This is a genomic window from Fimbriimonadaceae bacterium (assembly GCA_019638795.1).
Classification (GTDB): domain Bacteria; phylum Armatimonadota; class Fimbriimonadia; order Fimbriimonadales; family Fimbriimonadaceae; genus JAHBTB01.
Map to the genome: position 1 here is coordinate 467,898 of JAHBTB010000001.1, position 19,390 is coordinate 487,287.

Here is a 19,390-nt window from a genome sequence, read left to right on the forward strand (position 1 = left end):
TTGCCGCTTTATGGCGAGAAGGTGTTCCTTTACGGTGACTTGGATCCTCAATCTGTTGCTTGGACAAAAAAACATGCCGCGGGACTGAACTCCCGCGGCATGATTGCGTTTGAACCTGATGGCGATAACGCTGAACCAAGCGTCCCGGAAGGCACACGCCGCCGAGGATGCGACCGCAACATAAGCAAAGACACTGTGGCCGGGCAAACCCCGGCCATTTTTTTGTTGTCAAGGTTCCAGACGTTCGAGGGCCCGGACCAGTTCCGTCCAAGGCGCCAAGAACCCGTCCGACGCCCACAGCACCGAGACCACCGCGACGACGAAGGCCCAGCCCCACACCCGGTCCCACGGTTCGCCCAGTTGGTCGGCGAACAAGCGCAGCCTGCGGCTGGTCAGTTCGACGAGGGCGTCACCGGTCGGCAGGCGGTGGACGATGTTGCGCAGATAGGCGGCCGGTTCGACCGACGGGTCGCACCACATCCCTTTCGGGTCGATCGCCACCCACTCGCCGTCATGCCGGACGATGTTGAAGTGGTGGAGGTCGCCATGGACCAGGGTACGCCGGGTCGTCGTCGCCTCCAACTCCTCGAACATCGCCCGGGCGCGCCGTACCTGCCCGGGGTCAAGCGGCGCACGGTCGGGCCCCTGGGCACCTAGGAGCTCGAACCAGCGTTCCATGGGCCAGACCGCCGTGCCGGGCGAACCCTGGAGCCGGAGCGCGACACCAGCCTGGACCGACAGTTGCTCGTCGTCCGTGGCGTCGTACCTATCAAGGGTCGGACCGACGGCAAAGGGCATCAAAAGCGCGCCGGCCGCTTCGTCATGTTCCCAAACAGGGATGCCGCCGTGCCCCGCGTGGGCGACCGCGGTGGGCACGCCGCAGACCCGCTCCTCTTCCGCCAAGGTGATCTTCAGGACGGCCCGGGCACCATGTCGCCGGACATCGGCGACCAGCGAGCAGGTCGCCCCGGGCAACTGCCCCACGATGTCCAGACCCCACTCAGACGCGAGGCGGGCCAGATCGTCGACTGCCCTTTCCCACGACCCGACGTCGTCCCAGCCCTCGGGACTGGCAAACCTCACGAGACTTTGTCGCGGGCCCGCTTGAACGCCCCCAAGGCGAACTCGAGGTCCTCCTCGGTGTGGGCGGCGCTGGGCATCGTGCGGATCCGCGACTTGCCCCGGGCGACGGTGGGATACAGGATCGCCAGCGCGTAGACCCCTTCCTCGAAGAGGGCCTTTTCCATCGCTTGCGCCTTGGCCTCGTCACCCACGTAGACCGGTGTGATCGGCGTCTCGCTTCCCATGGTGTCGAACCCTGCCTCCTGCAGCATCGCCTTCCACCGCCGGGTGTTGTCCCACAGGCGCGTCATCGGGGTCGGGTCGTTCTCCATGACGTCGAGGGCCGCGACCAAGGCGGCGGCGACCATTGGCGGATGGGCGGTGCTGAAGAGGTACGGCCGGCCGCGGTTGATCAGCCAGTCTTTCAGGACGGCCGAACCGGCGATGTACCCGCCGACCACGCCGAGGGCCTTGCTCAAGGTGCCCAACTGGATGTCGACCCGGCCGTAGAGGTCAAAGTGCGACGCGGTTCCCGCGCCGTTCTTGCCCAGTACCCCGCTCGCATGCGCGTCGTCCACCATGAGGAAGGCGTCGTACTTCTCGCACAACTCGACGATCGCAGGGAGCGGGGCGATGTCGCCGTCCATGCTGAAGACGCCGTCGGTGATCACCATCCGCTTGCCAAAGCCTTGGGCCCGGGACAAGCAGTCTTCCAGGTGGCCCATGTCCTTGTGGCCATAGACCCACCCTTCGCTCTTCTTATAGGCCGCCGGCGACAACCGGACACCGTCGATGATCGAGGCGTGGTTGAGTTCGTCACTGATGACGACGTCGTCCTTGGTCAGCACGGCGGGGATACAACCGCTGTTGGCGGTGAACCCGCTGGTGAACACCAGCACCGCCTCCACCTTCTTGAACTTCGCCAGGCGCTCTTCCAGTTCGTCGTGGACCTCCATCGTCCCGCCGATCCACCGCACCGCGCCGGCTCCGACCCCCCACTTGTCCAGGGCCTCGTGGGCCGCGGCGACGACCTTGGGATGGTTGGCCAGCCCAAGGTAGTTGTTGCTGGCGAGATTGACGACCTCCTTGTGGTCCATCGTCACCCGCCCGCCCGCCGGCGTCTCCAGGATGCGGGGCACCTTGTAGAGGTGTTGGTCCTTCAGTTGTCCGATCTGCTCGGCCAACCAGTTTTGCAGGCGGGCGTTCATGCCCGACAGTTTAGTCCGTCGCAGGGCCTGTCACAGGTTCTTGGACGCCCAGTCGGCCATCTGGCCGACGGTGCCGGGGACGACAGGGCCGCCAAACCCCGGGTCCTTCGCGTCCTTCCAAACCTTGAGGCAGTGCGTGCCGCCCTTGACGACCATGACGTCGGCATGGGGTAGCGCGGAGCGGAGCAGGGGCAGGTCCCGGTCGACCGATATCTGCACGTCCTTGTCCCCTTGGACGAGCAGGGCCGGTCCGTGGAACTCTTTGGCCAGGTCGACGGGGTTGATCGTCATTTCCGAGTGCAGGAGCCGGGCCGCATAGCTGGGGAACACCGCCTTGAGGGCGGGATGGATGTCCTGAGGGACGGGCGAACCATTGCGGACCGACGCCACCGCACGCTTGGTGTCGGAGACCAGTTTCGCCAGAGTGTCCTTCGGCGTGAACTGGGCGGAGAACCCTTGGCCGATCTGCTCCTCCACGACGACACCCAGGTCGCGGCCCGCCGTGGCGACCAGGATCAGGCCCTTGGGCTTGACCCGGCCCGCGATCGCCAGGGCGATCAGGCCTCCCTCGCTGTGTCCCAGTACGGCTGTCCGCGTGGGGTCGACCTCAGGCTGGGACCGCAACCATGCCATCCCGCCTTCCGCGTCGCCGGTGAACGCTTCAAAGCTGAAGAAGTCCTCGTAGTCGCTGAGCTTGGCCGGAAACTTGGCCCGGTATGTCGCCGCCACAGACCGCTTGTCGTAGCGAAGGGTGGCGATGCCGCGAGCGGCCATGCCCTCGGCGATCTCCCTCAGAGTCCCGATTTTCAGGGGGCCGGAGTCACCATTTCGGTCCGTCGGGCCGCTCCCCGCGACGAGCATGACGGCGGGTCCGGCCGTCTTGCCCTTGGGGGCCAGGTACGTGCCGACAAGTTCAAAGTCCTTGTATCCCTTAAAATGGACCTCGCGCGAGGTGTAGTCCAAGACCAGCGGGGTCGTCGCCAACAAGAGTGCTCCGATGAGAGTCATATGTGATATCACGATGATATCACATTTTGGGTTGCACGCTGGTGAGCCCTCTCGGGCCGTCTGGGCCAGAGGTCAACCGTCGATCGATTGGAGCTTCGGCGTCCACTTGGGGTCGGGCTGGTGGGTCAGCTCGATCATGCGGAGCATGAAGAATCCGAGGGCGTCGCCGAACTCGCGCGCCGTCATCCCTTCTCCAGGCCCGGTCACCAGGGGCCCGACCGTCGCGACACAGCCCCACCGGACCATCTTGGCGAGGCTCTGCCGCACCTTCGGGTCGGTGTTGTACTTGTCGATCGAATCTTGATAAACCTTGAGCGGTCGCGGCGTGAACCGGAACTTCGGTTTGCACTCGGCGAAGACCCTCTCCATCTCGGCCAAGACTTGGGCACGGGTGGCCACCTTGTTGCTCAGCCGGGTCGAGGCAGGTGTGGGGGCGCCGACGATCTTGGCGAGCCCCGTTTCGTACTTGGAGAACGCCGCCCACATGTCTCCCTCACGGAGCGGGGGCGACGGCCTGGGAGTTTGGGCCAACAAGCCGATGGGCAAGGCCAACGCGACGACTACGGCAAGGTTGCGTCTCATACGGGGGTCACCGCTCCACTTGCGACAATGGCGTCCATCTCGTCAAGCGCCCGTCCGGTGCCGATCGCCACCGCATGCATCGCGTTGTCGGCCACTCGTACGGGGATCTCTGTGACGGACGCCAAAAGTTTGTCTAGTCCACGCAACAACGCGCCACCTCCGGTCAGGGTGATCCCGCGTTCGATGATGTCGCTGGACAATTCGGGCGGAGTCATTTCGAGGGCGGCACAGAGTTTTTCGGCGATGGCGCGCACCGGCTCGGTCAACGCCTCGCGGATCTCGTCACTGGAAACCTCGACGGTCCTCGGCAGGCCGGCGATCAGGTCGCGCCCCCGGATCGACATCCGGAGCTCCTGGTCCATCGGGTAGGCCGAACCGATCTTGATCTTCACGTCCTCGGCAGTCGGGTCGCCGATGGAAAGGTTGTAGACATGCCGGACGTGCCGGACGATCGCCTCGTCCATCTTGTCCCCACCCACCCTCAGGCTCTGGGAAAGGACGATGCCTCCCATCGAGATGACGGCGATGTCGGTGGTGCCGCCGCCGATGTCGACGACCATGTTGCCGCCGGGTTGGCTGATCGGCAGACCCGCCCCGATCGCCGCCGCCATCGGCTCCTCGATGACCTCCGCCCGGCCGAACCCGGCCTCTTTGGCCGCCTTGATGACTGCCCGGCGCTCCACATTGGTGACCCCGCTGGGGACGCAAATCAACGCGAACGGCTTGACGATCTGATGGCCGATCGTCTGCTTGCGGATGAACTCCAGCATCCGTTCGGTGACGGTGTACTCGGCGATGACCCCGTCGCGCATCGGCTTGATCGCGGTGATGTGTCCCGGGGTGCGCCCCAGCATCTCGCGGGCGGCCCGGCCGACTGCCAACACCTTTTTTGTGTTATTGGCAATGGCCACGACGGTCGGCTCGCTGAGCACGATGCCCTTGCCGCGCCGGTATACGATGATGTTGGCGGTCCCGAGGTCGATCCCGATGGCGGCGACGAGTTTCAAGTCAAGTTGATCCTAGACCAGGGTGGCCTCAAGGCCGCGGGACTCGCCCACACGCTCGATGTCCCCACCCAACGACACCAAGGTCGCCTCAAGGTCTTCATATCCACGGTCAATGTAGTGGACGTTCTTGACGACCGTCTCGCCCTCGGCGGCAAGCCCGGCCAAGACCAAGGCCGCCCCGGCGCGCAGGTCGCTGGCCTCCACGGTCGCCCCGCTCAAGCCGTTGACTCCGTTGATGACCACCGACTTCCCCTCGATGCGCATCTTCGCCCCCATGCGGTTCAGCTCGTTGACGTGGCCGGTACGGGACTCATAGATGGTCTCCTCGACCACGCTCGGCCCGTCGGCCATGGTGAGCAACGCCGCCATCGGCTGCTGGATGTCGGTCGGAAACCCAGGGTAAGGCATCGTCTTGACGCGGATTCCGTTCGGTCTGGCCCGGCCCGACACACGCACCCAATCCGGCCCTTCGTCACCGTCGACCCCCGCTTCGCGCAACTTATGCACAAGGGCGGCCTGACATTCGGGCAACACGCCACGGACGGTCACGTCGCCCCCGGTGATCGCGCCGGCCAAGAGGTAGGTCGAGGCTTGGACGCGGTCTGACGGCACCAGGAAGTCGGCGTCGCCCAGTTCCTTCACGCCACGGATCGTGATCGTGGAGGTGCCGGCACCCTCGATTCGGGCCCCCATGCGGACGAGGAAGTCGGCAAGGGAGACCACCTCGGGCTCCATGGCGGCGTTCTCGATCGTCGTGACGCCTTCGGCCAACGTCGCGGTGGCCATCAAGTGCTGGGTCGCGCCGGCGCTGGGAAAGTCCAGGTAGATCTCCGCGCCGGTGAGTTTCGGCGCCCGGCCGATGTAGCACCCGTTGCGCAGTTCGACCTCGGCACCCAGGGCGTGGAGCCCCTTGAGGTGAAGGTCGACCGGGCGCGCACCGATGCGGCATCCCCCCGGCATGGGCAGGACGGCATGGCCGACCCGGGCCAAGATCGGGCCCAAGAGGTAGAAGGACGTCCGGATCGGACGCACCATTGCCTCCGACGGCTCGTAGGCCCGGATGTCGGAGCAGTCGAGGAAGATGTCTTTCCCGTCACGCTCGATCCCAGTGCCGTAGCCTGCGATCAAATTGAGCTTGATATCGACGTCCGAAATCTGCGGTGCGCTCCGCAAAGTGATCTTGCCGCTGCTCAAAAACACTGACGACAACAGTGCCAAGGCGGCATTTTTGCTACCCGGCACCTGCACGTCGCCCCGCAAGGGGCGCCCTCCAATGATCTTTAAAACGTCCATTTGGTTGTCCCGTCCGTGGGCCCGGCGGACTCCGCCGATCTGGCCATTCTACCGGAGATTCAAATCCCTGTCGATGCCCGGTGTCATAACGGGCATCGACAGTCGAAAGCGACAGTTTTTCGTCTGAGACCAACCAACTGATTCCTTTTGCCCGGCCCAAGCGTCGTATAGTGCAAGGAGATGGCTCAAAAGGGTCCCCTGACAGAGGCCGCGCGAGTCGTGGTCGAGCAAGGAGACACCCTCATATGCGGCGTCAGCAATGAGGGCGGGAAGGGTCTGCGTGCCAAGGCATGCAGGCCTTTTTTTGGCGGTCCAGGGAGGTGTCGATGACCCCGTATGACGTCCTCCTCTTGAACGCCAACTACGAGCCCCTCAACGTCTGCAACATCCGGCGGGCCGTCAGTCTGGTGCTCCTCGGCAAAGCCGAAGTGATCGAGGGCTCGGAGCGGGCCCTGCGCACCAGCGAAGGCGCCCTCAAGGTGCCGTCGGTGGTCAAAATGCGCTACCACGTCCGCCGGCCGATCCCCAAGTTGCGCCTGTCGCGCCATTCCGTTCTCGCCCGGGACAACTTCACCTGCCAGTACTGCGGGTCGACCCGAGACCTCACGATCGACCACGTCGTCCCCCGATGGATGGGCGGCCCCTGCACATGGGAAAACCTCGTCGCCTGTTGCCGCCGGTGTAACCTCAAGAAGGGCGACAAGACGGTGCAGGCCGCCAACATGAAGCTGAGGACGACTCCCAAACGACCGCACTACGTGCCCTACCTGTCCTTGCAAAAGTACATCCGGGCCATGCAACGCGACGATTGGCAGTTCTATCTGCCCGTCTTCGACGAGTTCACCAAGACCGTCGTCAACTGAACGGCCTTCGCTACAGGACGCCCTTGGGGGGCGTGATCGTCATCTCGTCCACAACTCGGTCGCGTGGGAGTTTGACAAGGTCGCGGACCACCTGCCCGACTGACTGCGCCGTCAGCATGTCCTCGCGCGGCGGTGAGCCGGCTTGGGTGTCCCAAAGCGGCGTGTCCGTCGCGCCCGGGAACAGCGACGTGACCCGGAGCCCCTGCGAACGATAGCTGGCCGAAAGCGACTTTCCAAACGCGTGGGCCCCTGCCTTGCTGGCCGAATAGGCCTCCGAATGAGGGAACGTGGTCTGTGCGGCGATGCTGAGGACGTTGATGATCTGCCCGCCCCCCGACTCCAGCATTTGGGGTAGCAGGGCGTGGGTCACCGAAACCAGGCCGACCAAGTTCACCTCGATTTGCCGCAAGTGTTCGTCAATGGAGAGCTCGTGGAACGGGCCGAACGCGGCGACCCCGGCCACGTTGACCAAGACGATGTCGCCGGCCCCCAGGGCCTGCACGTGGTCGGCGACGCGTGGCCCGGTCGCCCGGTCGGCCAAGTCGAGGGCGGCGGCGTCCGCCGACCGCGCCCCGGCGCGCAGGCAGTCCTGGGCCAGCTCGACCAGGCGGTCCAGTCTTCGTGAGACAAGCACCAGGGAGTGGCCGTCTTTGGCCAGGGCCAGAGCCGCTTCGCGACCGATCCCGCCGGTCGCCCCGGTGATGACGACACGGCTACTCACCTGCTGCCACCTCGAAGGCGTTCCGGGCCGTCTCAAAGAGGGTCACCTTCACCAACTTGGCCGGCACCTTGCCCACCAGCGCGTCGAATATGGCCGAGGCGACGTTCTCGCTGGTGGACGGCCGTCCCCGGAGCGCCTCGATGTCTACATCCAGGTTTTTATGGTCATACTTACTGATAACCAATTCTTCTACAACAGCGTCGAGGTCCTCCAATCGGCAGACCATCCCGCTGGACGGGTCGGGCACACCAGCGACACTGACCTCGAGGACATAGTTGTGCCCATGCCCGGCGGCGTGGTGGCACTTTCCGTACAGACGGACGTTCTCCTCTTCGGACAGGCCGTCGGCGTGAAGCCGGTGGGCAGCGGCAAACTCATAGGTGCGTGTCAGGGTCAGCATGTCGCTCGGTGCGGTCCACTCGGCCCGCAAGTCTTCGGTTTCGTCCAGCCGGAGCCCCGTCAGCTCGGCACCTCCCGGTAGGTCGCCCAGGGTACGGCGCAGGTACGCCATCAAGTTCTCCAAGCTGGGTGACACCCCGGCCAATGCCGGGACTTCGTCGTTCAGGCTCCTTTGGTCGAGTGCACGGACGACCCGCTCCTGGAGCACGTCGTCGATCCACTTGATGTTGACGACCATACCGGTCGTCGGGTCGACGGGCCCACGGGCCCTCACCCACAAGACGTAGTTGTGCCCGTGGTTATAGGGTGACGCCCAGCGGCCGAAGAGGGCACGGTTTTCGTCTGCCGAAAGGTCGTCTCGCCAATACCGATGGCCCGCGCTGAAGGTGACGCGGCGCGACATCGTCACCAGGCGGCTCATGCTTCCTCCCGCATCGGCACACCCAGGCTGGCCGGTGCGCCGGCGCCACGGCCGGCGACGACCAAGACGACGAAGGCCAAGACATACGGCAGGGCGCGCCACGCCTGGGGAGGCATCGCCGAGCCTTGGGCGAAGGCGCTGAACTGCGCCCAGTCCGCCGCGCCGACGAAGACCGTCGCCGCCGCGACCCAGAGGGGCTTCCACCGACCGAACGTGACCATGGCCAAAGCGATGAACCCCCGGCCCGAAGTCATGTTCTCGGCGAACGAACCGGCGATCCCCAAGCTCAGATACGCCCCCGCGACGCCTGCCGTCACGGCTCCCATGACCAATGCGGCAAGCCTCAGCCGCATCACGGAGAACCCTGCCGCCGTCACGGCTTGGGGAAACTCGCCGCACGCCCGCAAAGCCAGGCCAATCCGGGTGCGCGTCAAGACGACTCCCGCGACCGCCGCCGCGACCAAGCCGAGGACGAGCACGATGTCGAGCCCGCCGGGCAGTTTTGGGAAGGTCGGCACGCTCAGGAGCTTGCCCGACGTCCCGAACTGGAGCCGGAACAAGGCACTGGTCACGCCCATGGCGAGCAGGTTCACCACCGTCCCGACCACCACTTGGTCCGCGGCGAGCTTCAGGGTGAAGTAGGCCTGGGCCAGGCCGAGGACCACCGATGCCGCCACTCCTGCGGCGAGGCCCAGCCACGGGTTCCCGGAGGCCCCGCTGGCGACGACGGCGGCATAGGTGCCCGCCAGCATCATCCCCTCCAAGCCGACGTTGATGACCCCTGCCTTCTGCCCGACCGTCTCGCCAGTCGCGGCCAGGCCGATCGGCGTCGCAAACCGGAGCACGTCGACCAAGGTGCCGATCATGCCGTCTCCTCCACCCGCCTTGGACGCCGGGCCATCAACTGCCCAAGGGCCAGGAAGGCGAGCACGGCGGTCGCCTGGACCACCACGACGACGGTGTTACCGATCGGCGTGTAGCGGGTCAGGTTTTCCGTGCCGGCGAACAGCACCCCGAAATACAAGGCCGAAACCGCGACCCACAACGGCTCAAGGCCACCGAGGAGGGCGACCGGGATGGCGAGGAAACCCCAGTTCTGCGAGAAACCGTCGCCGAGCCGCCCGGTGACTCCGGCAAAGTCGACCGCCCCGGCCAGGCCGCACAGTCCGCCGGAGACGGCCATGGCCACCGCATGGGTCCGGTCCACGGGCAGGCGCTCGGTACGCGCCAGCCGTGGGTTGGCCCCGACCACCCGCAGGACGAGCCCCTGCTTCGTGAAGGACATGTAGACCCAGACCCCCACGACGGCCAAGGCGGCGACGAAGACGCCGCTGTGCAGGCTTGTCCCCCTCACAAGTTGGAGCAGCATCGCGTCGTTCGGGACGGCCGCCGTCATCGGCCGTTGGTGGCTGGGCTCCTGGAGCGGCCCCCGGACGGCCCACGCCACGGCCTCCACGGCGACAAAGTTGAGCAAGATTGTCGAGACGACCAACTGGACTCCGCGCTTAAGCCACGCCCAGGTCGCCAGTGACGCCCACCCCGCGCCGCCCACGACGCCGCTGCACAGCATCACCGGCGCCCAGACCGGCGCCGCCACGGGGGCAAGCAGGACGGCCGCCCCGGCCGCCGCCAAGGCCCCGACCAGATACTGTCCTTCCCCTCCGATGTTGTACATGCCCGCCCGCCACGCCACCGCCATGCCGAGGGCGGTCAGGCAGAGCGGCGTCGCCCGGGTCAGGGTCGTCGGCCACCCGTAGTTCGGGTTGAAGGCGCCCTCGGCGATGAGCCCCAGAGAGCGAGGGACGTCGAGGCCGAAAGCGGCCAAGGTCAGGGCAAGGATGGCGACCATGCCGACCGCGGAGACCAGGAACTTCACGCCCCGCCTCCGACCGACGCCGAGAACCGCCCCGCCGACATGTAGACCTTGCGGTCGGCGAGCAGGTCCAACTCGTCAAGGTCGGTGGTGAAGAGGACGACCGCCGCCCCGTCCGCGGCAGCCTGTCGAATAACCGTGTGGACGAAGTCTGTCGCCCGCACATCGAGGCCCCTGGTGGGGTTCATCACAACGAGAAGGTCGGGCCGTTGGCTCAGCACCCTGCTGACCACGACCTTCTGCTGGTTCCCCCCGCTCAAGCTCCCCGCCGGGTCGCGGGGTGATGCGACCTTGACGGCAAACTTTTCGACCAGACCCTTGGCCGTCGCCCGCGCCTGTCGCCGGTCCAAGAACGGGCCGCGGGTCAGCCGAGGGTCGGCGAGCATGCCCACCACGAGGTTGTCTTCGACCGAGAGATCGAGGGCCAAGCCGTCATGCCGCCGGTCTTGGGGGACGAAGCCGGTCCGGTCGGGCCGGTCCAAGTGGCCACCGGCAAGGTCACGCACCCCGGCCAAAGCCTCGGCCAACTCTAACTGGCCGTTGCCGTCGACACCTCCGATCCCGAGCACCTCGCCGGCGCGGCACGTCAGGTCGACACCGTCGACCGCCCGATTGCCCCGGTCGCCGGTGACGACCAGACCCTGGCCGGACAGGACGGTCATTCCCGGTCCCGAACCCGCCACGAGGGTCGCCGGCGGCCGCTCGCCGACCATCCACCGCTCCAGCTGGGCCGCGTCGACGTCCTTGGCGTCCGCCTCCGCCACCTTGCGGCCCGACCTCAACACGGCCACGCGGTCTGCCACCGAGAGCACCTCGGCGAGCTTGTGGGCGATCAGAACCACCGCCCTGCCCTCTGCCGCCAACTGCCGCAAGACCCGGAAGAGGTCGGCGACTTCGTCAGGGGAGAGCACGGCAGTGGGCTCGTCCAACACGAGCACGCGGGAGTCTTGGGCCAAGGCTTTGAGAATCTCGATCCGTTGCTGCACGCCGACGGCGGTCTGCGACGCCTTGTCGTCCAGGGGTAGTTCCCAACCCAGGCGGCCGGCCCACGCGACGGCACCCTCGACCAAGGCGTCGGTGTCGAGGCGTCCGTTCAAACTGCCCATTGTCGCCAGAGCGATGTTCTCGCGGGCGGTGAACTCGGGCACCAGCATGAAGTGCTGGTGGACCAGGTGGATCCCCGACTGCCGTGCGGCGACGGGGTCACCGCCTGGCAGGGCCCGGTCACCATAAAAGACGGCCCCATGGTCGAGCTTCACAAACCCGGCCAAGACCCCCATCAGAGTGGACTTGCCCGCGCCGTTCTCACCCAAGACCGCATGGACCTGACCAGGCTCGAAGGCTAAATCGACATCGACCAAGGCGCGGACGGAGCCGAACGCCTTGCTGACGCCCCGTGCCTCCAGCCGTTCGGCCTGGCCCCCCACCACGTCAGAACTGGTCCATCGGGACTTTGACCGACCCTTGGATGATGCCGATCGTCAAGGAGTCGATCTGGCTCCGGACCTCGGGCGGCACCTTGTCGGCCAGCTTGGGGTTGAACGTGAACCGGACGGCTCCCTTCGACATCCCCACCGTGGTCACTTCGCCTTGATAGGTGCCCGCCTGGACCCGCTTGGCGAGTTCTTCGAAGGCAGGCTTCGCGACGATCTCGGCCGAGGCAAGGACGATCCCGCTCGGGTTGTCGTTTTGGTCCAGGTTGGACCCGAAGGCGTAGACCCCTTTCTCCTTGCAGGCGTCGAAGACACCCTGGGCCGCCGCGTTGGCCTGGTGGATCACAAAGTCAGCGCCTTGCCCGATCGCCGCAAGAGTCGCCTGCTTTGCCTTGGCGACGTCCTGCCCGTCGTTGGTGAACGTCTCGATCACTTGGACGCTGGGATCGGTCGCCTTGGCCCCGGCCTCAAACGCCTTGAACGTGGACCGGATCGACGGCACGTCGGGGCCACCGATCATCGCGAGCTTTTTGGTCTTGCTCATCTTCGCCGCCGTCACCCCGGCGAGGTAGAAGCCCTCTTCTAGGGCGAACCGGAACGCCCCGACGTTGGCGGCCGTCTTGCCGCCTGAACTGCTGATGAAAACCGTGTTGGGAAACTCCTTGGCCACTTCGATGGCAGGGTCGTTGTACTCGTACCCGTGCCCGAAGACGAGGTTGTAGCCCTTTTGAGCGTACGAACGCATCGCGTCCTTGATCTGGGCGTCCTTGGCCTCCTGGTTGTGCACTTCGGCGTGGAGGTCGGTCTTGATCGCCTGGAGGCCGTCGTAGGCCAGGGCGCTCCATCCCGAGTCGCTGACCGGGCCCGGCGTCAGCAACGCGACCTTGAGCGTCCCTTGGACTGCCGCGACTTTCTTGGTTTCTGGCGACGGCAAGGCCGCGTCCGGTTTCTGCGTCCCGCCGGAACATCCGGCCAAGAACAGCGCCACCGTGGCGAACGACAACAACGTTCGAGTCATCTCAACCGCATTCTACGTCGGAGACTACGCCTTTCTGCCAGTGGATACCCATGGACGACGGCAAGCCAGAGGTAAAAGTCTGTCCACGTGAACGACACGGTTCCTGCGCCACGGACCGTCACGGCGCGCCAAGCCTGGGCGATCTACTTCCCCCTTGCCGCGTCGTGGCTGTTCATGGCGGTCGAGGCGCCCGTCTCCAACTTCATCCTCTCGCGCCATCCTGACCCCACCCTCACGACGGCGTCGTACATGCCGCTGATGGCGATGTGCATGCTGATCGAGAGCCCGGTCATCGACCTCCTCACCACGTCGACGACCCTCGGGGCCAAGAAGTCGGCCTTTCCAGTCCTCAAGCAGTACGCCGGGCTCCTGTGCTTGCTCGTGACCCTGGTCCACGCTTTGGTGGTCTTCACCCCGCTGTACGACATCCTGACGCTCGGCGCTCTGAAGCTGGAGCCGGAGATCGCGCGGACCGCCCACGTCCCTATGATGATCATGACGCCGTGGGCCGGCTTCGTCGGCCAGCGTCGCTACCTGCAGGGGCTCATGATCCGCAACGGAGAGACCAAGCGGATCGGCTTCGGCACGTTCCTCCGCATGGCGACCGTCGTGGTCTGCGGCGCGGGGCTGACCCTCCTCACCAAGTTGCCCGGTCTCGTCGTGGTCGCCTGGGGTCTGGTCGCCAGCGTCGCCGTCGAGGCAGGCTACATCCGCTGGGCGAGCCGACGCGTGGTCGCGACCTACACCGATGCGCCCGACGACGGCGTGGACGCCCCGACACTGTCGTCGGTGTTGCACTTCCACCTCCCCCTCTTTGGCACGATGCTCATCATCATGAGCATGTCGTTGGTCGTGACGGCGGCACTCAGCCGTGGCATGGACGCGGTGGTCTCGCTGGCCGCCTGGCAATTGGCCGCCTCGACGGTCTGGCTCTTCCGCACCGTCCTCTTTGCCCTGCCGGAGATGATCATCAGCCAGTTCGAAGGCGGCCACAACGCGGCGATGCTGTTCAAGTTCAGCACGACAGTCGGCCTGGTCTGCTCCGGCGTCATGCTCATCGCTGTCGTCACGGGGCTCGACCGGTTCATTTTCCGCGTCGGCTTCGACGCTGAGGCCACCGTCGCCGCCTCAGCGTCGTTGGCCTTCGCCCTTTGTGTCGCCCTCCCCATTGTCAGCGCGTGGATCTCGTACGTCCGGGCCGCCCTCACGGCCAAGCACGACACGGCCAGCCGCTTCTGGGCGATCATTGTCGATGTCGCCGTCCTCTTTGCCATGCTTGAAGTCGGAGTCAGGCTCCGATGGCCCGGCGTGGTCAACGCGTCCGTCGCCCTGACCTTGGCTCTCGCCGTCGAGACGGCCTTCTTGGCCTCGCGCTGGCAACGGCTCAAAGCACGAGAGGCGATGAACGCCGCATTGGCGGCGGCGGACGTCTAGTCCCCGGCCCAGGTATAAAAAAGGTTCGATGCGCCGCTCCCGACTGTGCACCGCGTTCGTCGCCCTGTTGGGTGGGGCGGCCTTCGCCAGCGCACCCCCAGGGCCCGGCCTCCAACTCGGCCTTTACATCGACCGACAGCCGACCGAACGTGAGATCCAAGCCAATTACTTCGGCGCGAAACTCGAGCCACGGGTCGGCTGCTATATCGGCGCCTACATCGACCTCGACTCACGCCTCAAAAAGACCTACATCGACGACACCGACAAGGTCCACAAACTCCCCGAGGAGTTCGAGGCTCTCACGGGCAAGAGCCACGCCAGCTACTTCTTCTACCTGGGCTACGGCAAGGACATCCCGCTTGACTGGGTGACCATCCTGGGCAAGAAGGGCAAGATCGTCCACATCGCCCTAGAACCCAACGACGGCCTGGACCCGGTCAAAGACGACGCCTATCTGCGCCGGCTGGCCGACGACATCAAGCGGTCAAAGGCTCCGGTCTTCCTGCGCTTCGGTAGCGAGATGAACGGGGCCTGGACGGAGTACGGCAAGAACGCCAAGGCCTTCCGCGAGAAGTTCCGGCTCGTGTCCCGCGTCATGCACGAGAGGGCCCCCAATGTCGCGATGGTCTGGTGCCCGTTCACCATGCCCCAGGCCAATATCGCCAGCTTCTATCCGGGAGACGAGGCGGTCGACTGGGTGGGCGTCAACATTTACTCGGTCACCTACTTCAACCAAGACAAGCGGCAGCCCGCCATGTTCATCCATCCGACGGAGATGCTGGACTATGTCTACAGCAGCTTCGGCACCCGGAAGCCCTTCATGATCGGTGAATATGGGGCGACCCACTATTCGATGGCCGAGGACCGGCCCCAAGTGCAGTTCGCCCAGCGGGTCATCCGTGGTCTTTACCAGGCGCTTCCCCGGAAGTACCCCCGGGTGAAGTGCATCAACTACTTTGACAGTAACGCCATAGAACTGGCCCACCGCAAGAACAACAACTATGCGGTGACGCAAGACCCGGACGTGCTCAAGACGTACCGGGAGGTGGTGTCCTCTCCCTACTTCCTGGGTTCGGCCGAGGTGCCCAGCAACAAGTTTTCACCGGTCGACGGCGGGCCGCCGCTTGCCATTCCGGAGAAGCCGATGACCCTCCGCGACGGTGAAGCCGTCGGTGGGGTCGTCAAGCTGTCTGCCTACGCCCGCGACAAGTGGGGCACGGTCAAGTTGAAGTTCTTGGTCGACGGCAAACCCGTCCAGAGTGACGGATGGGAAGTCGATGTCGAAACCCGGGCACTTGCCAACGGCCCGCACACGTTCACCGTCGAGGCGTACCAAGACGGCAAACGTGTGGAACAGGTGACCACCAAGGTCAACGTCGAGAACTAGGCTTTCTTGCGACGGCGCAGGAACGGCACCACACCGAGGACCAGCAAACTCGTGGCCGGCTCGGGGACCGCGTTGACCGAGTAGCTCAGCAACGAGGCGTCTGTGTTGGTGTAACCGGTCGCGTCGGCAAAGAAAAGCCCGAGGTCCGAATCAATCTGCGGCATGGCGAAGTCCTTCACCTGCTCGACGCCGTCGATCCAGAAATCGACCGTCTTGGTCGCCTGGTGGCCGACCAGCCGGTAGGTGTGGGTGTCGAATCCGTTGAACGCCACGGCGTTCTGGTTATAGAGCGCCCACCGGTCGCTTGCGATCCCGATCAAGGCGTAGCCGTAGTGGGTGACCACACCGAAGGAGAGCCCGTAGGGACTCACGTTCGACATGCGTTCTTCGGCGGAGATTTGGGCGACCGCCTCCAAAACGAAGTCTGAGTCCGGCATCGGATGTGCCCGCGAATACAGGACGTAGCCCGACCCGCCGTAGGCGGTGCCGGTCAGTTTCTGGTGCAAGGCACCGCCAGAAGCGTCAAAGACCTGGCTCTCTTGAAGCCCGGCCCGGTTGCCCGCCGCCAAGTAGGACCACCCCTGCTGGGTCGGTAACTTTGTCATGTCAAGCGTGAGGGCTTGGCCGACCGTGGCTCCTAGCAACGCGAGGGCTGACAAAACAACGTGGAACTTTTGCATGGCAAACACCTGAGAATCCGATCTTACTCGTAAATATGCGGAATGGCCACGACCCGGACGCATAAGTTTTCCAATGTCAGAATCACCTGACTGTGGCCAAAGAACTCGGGATCACGGCGCGGGCTGACAACTACGCCGAGTGGTACAACGACCTCGTCAAGCGGGCCGACCTCGCCGACAACTCCGTCGTCCGCGGGTGTATGGTCATCAAGCCGCACGGGTACGCCGTGTGGGAGCGAATGCAGGGTGCCTTAGACGCCCTCTTCAAAGCCCACGGCCACGTCAACGCCTACTTCCCCCTCCTCATCCCGAAGTCCTTCCTCAGCCGTGAAGCCGAGCACGTCGAAGGCTTTGCCAAGGAGTGCGCGGTGGTCACCCACCACCGCTTGATGAACTCTCCCGACGGCAAGGGAGTCGTCGTCGACCCCGAGGCCAAGCTGGAAGAGGAGCTGATCATCCGCCCCACCAGCGAGACGATCATCTGGAACGCCTACAAAGGCTGGATCCAGAGCTACCGCGACCTGCCCTTGCTCATCAACCAATGGGCCAACGTCATGCGGTGGGAGTTGAGGCCGCGCCTCTTCCTGCGGACCGCCGAGTTCCTGTGGCAAGAGGGCCACACGGCCCACGCCACCTTCGACGAGGCCGAGGCCGAGGCCAGGTTGATCCTGCATCAGTGCTACCAGAAGTTCATCGAGGAGTGGATGTGCGTCCCCGTCATCGTCGGCCCCAAGAGCGACGGCGAGAAATTCCCTGGCGCGGTCACAACCTACACCTTGGAAGCCCTGACCCAAGACCTACGAGCCATCCAGGCGGGCACGTCCCACAACCTGGGCCAGAACTTCGCGAAGGCCTTCGACGTCACCTTTCAGACCGCGGAAGGCAAGTTGGAGCACGTCTATGCCACGTCGTGGGGAGTCTCTACCAGGCTGGTCGGCACGATGCTCATGGTCCATTCCGACGACAAGGGCTTCGTCTGCCCGCCCCGACTGGCCCCCATCCAAGTCGTGTTCGTCCCAATCGGCCGGGGCGACGAGCGGGCCGCCGTGGACGAGGCGGTGCGGACTCTTGCCGAAGAGGTCAAGGGGAGCACCTGGATGGGCGACAAAGTCCGCGTGCACGTGGACGGGCGCGAGAAGGAGTCTCCGGGATTCAAGTTCAACCACTGGGAGATGCGCGGCGTCTGCCTGAGAGTCGAAATCGGCCCGCGCGACCTGGAAGCCGGGCAATGTGTCCTGGCCCGCCGTCACGACGGCGACAAGCAGACCGTGGCGTTGGGCGAACTGGTCGCCAAGGTCCACGAAGGTCTCGACGCGATGCAGTCGGGCCTCTACGACCGGGCCAAAGCCCTGGCCCAGGCCAACACGCGCCGGGTGGACACGTGGGACGAGTTCCTGCAGGTCTTCGAAGGTGACGGTGGGGTGGGATTCGTGCTCGCCCACTGGGACGGCACCCAAGAGACGGAAGACGCGGTCTCGGCCGCCACCAAGGCGACGATCAGGTGCATCCCACTTGAACCGCACGACCCTGCCGACCTTGAACCCGGTCGGTGCGTCTATTCTGGCAAGCCGAGCCAGCGCCGCGTCGTGTTTGCCCGGGCTTATTGACCCCCGGTCAAGCCAGGCCGAGGGACTCTTCGTGCCCGCACATCACGTTGAAGGTGTGGACGACCTGGGCCGCGCCACACTTGCCGTCCCGGTCAGCCATCGCTTGGACGGTGAGGAGGGTGTTGGGGTCGCCCGGCGTCTGGCGCACGCGGTACACCGCGCCCGGCCGACCCGCGACCAGCGCGGTGTCCCAGTCACCGTCAGCCTCCTTCACAAAGAAGCTCCGTCCATAGCTCTCGTCATAGAGCCCGTCGATCTCGGACATGTCGGACAGCGTGGGCACTTCGACAAGTGCGGTCACGGCCCGCACCCCACCCAAGTCTCGAGGGTCGACCTGAACGACCACGTCCATGCCCAGACCTGCCGAGGTCAGTTCCCGGTCGAGGTCAGGCGCGTCGAAGTCAAAGCTGGCCACGAGAACGGGCGGTTCGGCCACGAGGCCGGCCCGCGCCAAGGGGCCAAGGGCGACGAGCGCCAAGGTGGTCAAAGGAGTCGGCACCGACGCGACGTCCGCGCAGACAAGGGGGTTGTTGTCGCCCAGTTCGACGAGGCCGCCGACCTGCCCTGCGCCGCCGTCAAACCGCAAGGTCCGTCGCCAGCCGCCTTGCTCCCACTGGAGACACCCGGCCGTCGGCGCGCCCTCCCCCCAGCGGACCAAGGGATGGCCGGACAGCATCCCGGCCAAGACCGAGTCAGCACAGGGGGTGAGCGTGACCACGCCTTACTTTCGCCTGATCGTGACGGTGACGGGCAGGACCTGTTTGGCCGCGACACCGCGCTTGTCGGTCGTCGGGACGGTGAGCCTCTGTTCCATTTCGGCCCGCACGGTCATGCCGTCGGCCACGTCCACGTAGACGGTGCCCGAACCGGTCCCTTTCACCTTTGCCCCGTCTAGCTTCATGGCGAGGGAGAGGACGGCGACCTTCTTGCCGCCCACTGTGTCGATCTTCTTCAGTGTCAGGGCGTTCCTGATCGTCATCTTGCCCATCAGGCTTTCGGTCGTCGTCGTGTTGCTCCAGGTCTCGCCGATTCTGAGCGGCCTGTCCGGGAGGCCCGCCAGTTCCGTGGCAGGGGAATCGCCGGACACGGTCTTACCATGGCTGTCGACTTTGGCCGTCTCGACCTTGTCGCTCATACCCTGGACGTTGCGGAACTGGTACTCCAGCGTGGCGACACCGTTCCGGACGTCCTTGACCTTCATGACGTAGGAACTCACCTGGCCGATGGGCTCGCGGGCGCCCGGGACGGTGACTTTAGTGGAGATCGTGTAGGTGTAGGAGTGCCCCTTCTGCCACTTGACCCGGAGAAGGTAGCGGTCGCCCTGCCGGGAAACCTGGGCTGGCGAAGCCAGGGCCAGGACCAGCAACGCCGTACCAGTCCACGGCAGCCTCACT

The 19,390-nt window shown here is 65.3% G+C and carries 19 protein-coding genes; 4 read left to right on the top strand and 15 right to left on the bottom strand.

The window, feature by feature from the left end; translation table 11 throughout:
• Positions 1 to 228 precede the first annotated feature (228 nt).
• From KF857_02320 to murA, 6 genes are all read right to left on the bottom strand, one after another.
• Positions 229 to 1,083, bottom strand: coding sequence for a phosphotransferase (locus tag KF857_02320; GenBank protein ID MBX3110818.1), 855 nt, complete (start codon positions 1,081 to 1,083; stop codon positions 229 to 231).
• On the bottom strand, positions 1,080 to 2,270 hold the full coding sequence (locus KF857_02325; protein ID MBX3110819.1) for a glycine C-acetyltransferase: 1,191 nt from the start codon (positions 2,268 to 2,270) through the stop codon (positions 1,080 to 1,082). The genes KF857_02320 and KF857_02325 overlap by 4 nt, the downstream gene beginning before the upstream one ends.
• Positions 2,271 to 2,300: 30 nt before the next feature.
• Complete coding sequence (locus KF857_02330; GenBank protein ID MBX3110820.1) at positions 2,301 to 3,278, bottom strand: acetylxylan esterase; 978 nt, start codon at positions 3,276 to 3,278, stop codon at positions 2,301 to 2,303.
• Between the two features lie 72 nt (positions 3,279 to 3,350).
• Positions 3,351 to 3,860, bottom strand: coding sequence for a hypothetical protein (locus KF857_02335; GenBank protein MBX3110821.1), 510 nt, complete (start codon positions 3,858 to 3,860; stop codon positions 3,351 to 3,353).
• Positions 3,857 to 4,867: a rod shape-determining protein gene (locus KF857_02340; GenBank protein MBX3110822.1), complete on the bottom strand. Its 1,011-nt coding sequence runs from the start codon at positions 4,865 to 4,867 to the stop codon at positions 3,857 to 3,859. The genes KF857_02335 and KF857_02340 overlap by 4 nt, the downstream gene beginning before the upstream one ends.
• Before the next feature lie 12 nt (positions 4,868 to 4,879).
• Positions 4,880 to 6,160 carry a UDP-N-acetylglucosamine 1-carboxyvinyltransferase gene (murA, locus tag KF857_02345; protein ID MBX3110823.1) on the bottom strand — a complete coding sequence of 427 codons (1,281 nt, stop codon included), beginning with the start codon at positions 6,158 to 6,160 and terminating at the stop codon, positions 4,880 to 4,882.
• 326 nt (positions 6,161 to 6,486) lie between these two features.
• Between murA and KF857_02350 the strand changes: the two genes are divergently transcribed.
• Entirely contained in the window at positions 6,487 to 7,023 is a 537-nt protein-coding gene (locus tag KF857_02350; GenBank protein MBX3110824.1) for an HNH endonuclease, read from the top strand.
• Between the two features lie 10 nt (positions 7,024 to 7,033).
• On the opposite strand, the gene KF857_02355 is transcribed toward KF857_02350, so the two are convergent.
• Genes KF857_02355 through KF857_02380 form a run of 6 tightly spaced genes read right to left on the bottom strand, consistent with a single transcriptional unit; the run spans position 7,034 to position 12,888 of the window.
• Entirely contained in the window at positions 7,034 to 7,744 is a 711-nt protein-coding gene (locus KF857_02355) for an SDR family NAD(P)-dependent oxidoreductase (protein ID MBX3110825.1), read from the bottom strand.
• On the bottom strand, positions 7,737 to 8,564 hold the full coding sequence (locus tag KF857_02360; protein MBX3110826.1) for a 6-carboxytetrahydropterin synthase: 828 nt from the start codon (positions 8,562 to 8,564) through the stop codon (positions 7,737 to 7,739). The genes KF857_02355 and KF857_02360 overlap by 8 nt, the downstream gene beginning before the upstream one ends.
• Positions 8,561 to 9,430, bottom strand: coding sequence for an ABC transporter permease (locus KF857_02365; protein MBX3110827.1), 870 nt, complete (start codon positions 9,428 to 9,430; stop codon positions 8,561 to 8,563). Before KF857_02365 ends, KF857_02360 begins: the two co-directional genes overlap by 4 nt.
• Positions 9,427 to 10,440 (bottom strand): ABC transporter permease, encoded by a 1,014-nt coding sequence (locus KF857_02370; protein MBX3110828.1) that lies wholly within the window; start codon positions 10,438 to 10,440, stop codon positions 9,427 to 9,429. The genes KF857_02365 and KF857_02370 overlap by 4 nt, the downstream gene beginning before the upstream one ends.
• Positions 10,437 to 11,867 (bottom strand): ATP-binding cassette domain-containing protein, encoded by a 1,431-nt coding sequence (locus KF857_02375; GenBank protein MBX3110829.1) that lies wholly within the window; start codon positions 11,865 to 11,867, stop codon positions 10,437 to 10,439. Before KF857_02375 ends, KF857_02370 begins: the two co-directional genes overlap by 4 nt.
• 1 nt (position 11,868) lies before the next feature.
• The gene (locus KF857_02380) at positions 11,869 to 12,888 is read right to left on the bottom strand and encodes a BMP family protein (protein MBX3110830.1); all 1,020 of its coding nucleotides are present in this window, start codon (positions 12,886 to 12,888) and stop codon (positions 11,869 to 11,871) included.
• Between the two features lie 87 nt (positions 12,889 to 12,975).
• On the opposite strand from KF857_02380, the gene KF857_02385 reads away from it, so the two are divergent.
• Positions 12,976 to 14,322 carry a hypothetical protein gene (locus tag KF857_02385; protein ID MBX3110831.1) on the top strand — a complete coding sequence of 449 codons (1,347 nt, stop codon included), beginning with the start codon at positions 12,976 to 12,978 and terminating at the stop codon, positions 14,320 to 14,322.
• A gap of 28 nt (positions 14,323 to 14,350) precedes the next feature.
• Positions 14,351 to 15,709 carry a hypothetical protein gene (locus KF857_02390; protein MBX3110832.1) on the top strand — a complete coding sequence of 453 codons (1,359 nt, stop codon included), beginning with the start codon at positions 14,351 to 14,353 and terminating at the stop codon, positions 15,707 to 15,709.
• On the opposite strand, the gene KF857_02395 is transcribed toward KF857_02390, so the two are convergent.
• Complete coding sequence (locus KF857_02395; GenBank protein ID MBX3110833.1) at positions 15,706 to 16,314, bottom strand: hypothetical protein; 609 nt, start codon at positions 16,312 to 16,314, stop codon at positions 15,706 to 15,708. The two genes, KF857_02390 and KF857_02395, sit on opposite strands and share 4 nt — an antisense overlap.
• 167 nt (positions 16,315 to 16,481) lie before the next feature.
• Between KF857_02395 and proS the strand changes: the two genes are divergently transcribed.
• The gene (proS, locus tag KF857_02400) at positions 16,482 to 17,996 is read left to right on the top strand and encodes a proline--tRNA ligase (GenBank protein ID MBX3110834.1); all 1,515 of its coding nucleotides are present in this window, start codon (positions 16,482 to 16,484) and stop codon (positions 17,994 to 17,996) included.
• 7 nt (positions 17,997 to 18,003) lie between these two features.
• Here the strand turns inward: proS and KF857_02405 are convergent, their stop codons facing one another.
• Together KF857_02405 and KF857_02410 are read right to left on the bottom strand one after the other, a co-directional pair.
• Entirely contained in the window at positions 18,004 to 18,714 is a 711-nt protein-coding gene (locus KF857_02405; protein MBX3110835.1) for a hypothetical protein, read from the bottom strand.
• Positions 18,715 to 18,717: 3 nt separating this feature from the next.
• Positions 18,718 to 19,389 carry a hypothetical protein gene (locus KF857_02410; protein MBX3110836.1) on the bottom strand — a complete coding sequence of 224 codons (672 nt, stop codon included), beginning with the start codon at positions 19,387 to 19,389 and terminating at the stop codon, positions 18,718 to 18,720.
• Position 19,390 lies beyond the last annotated feature (1 nt).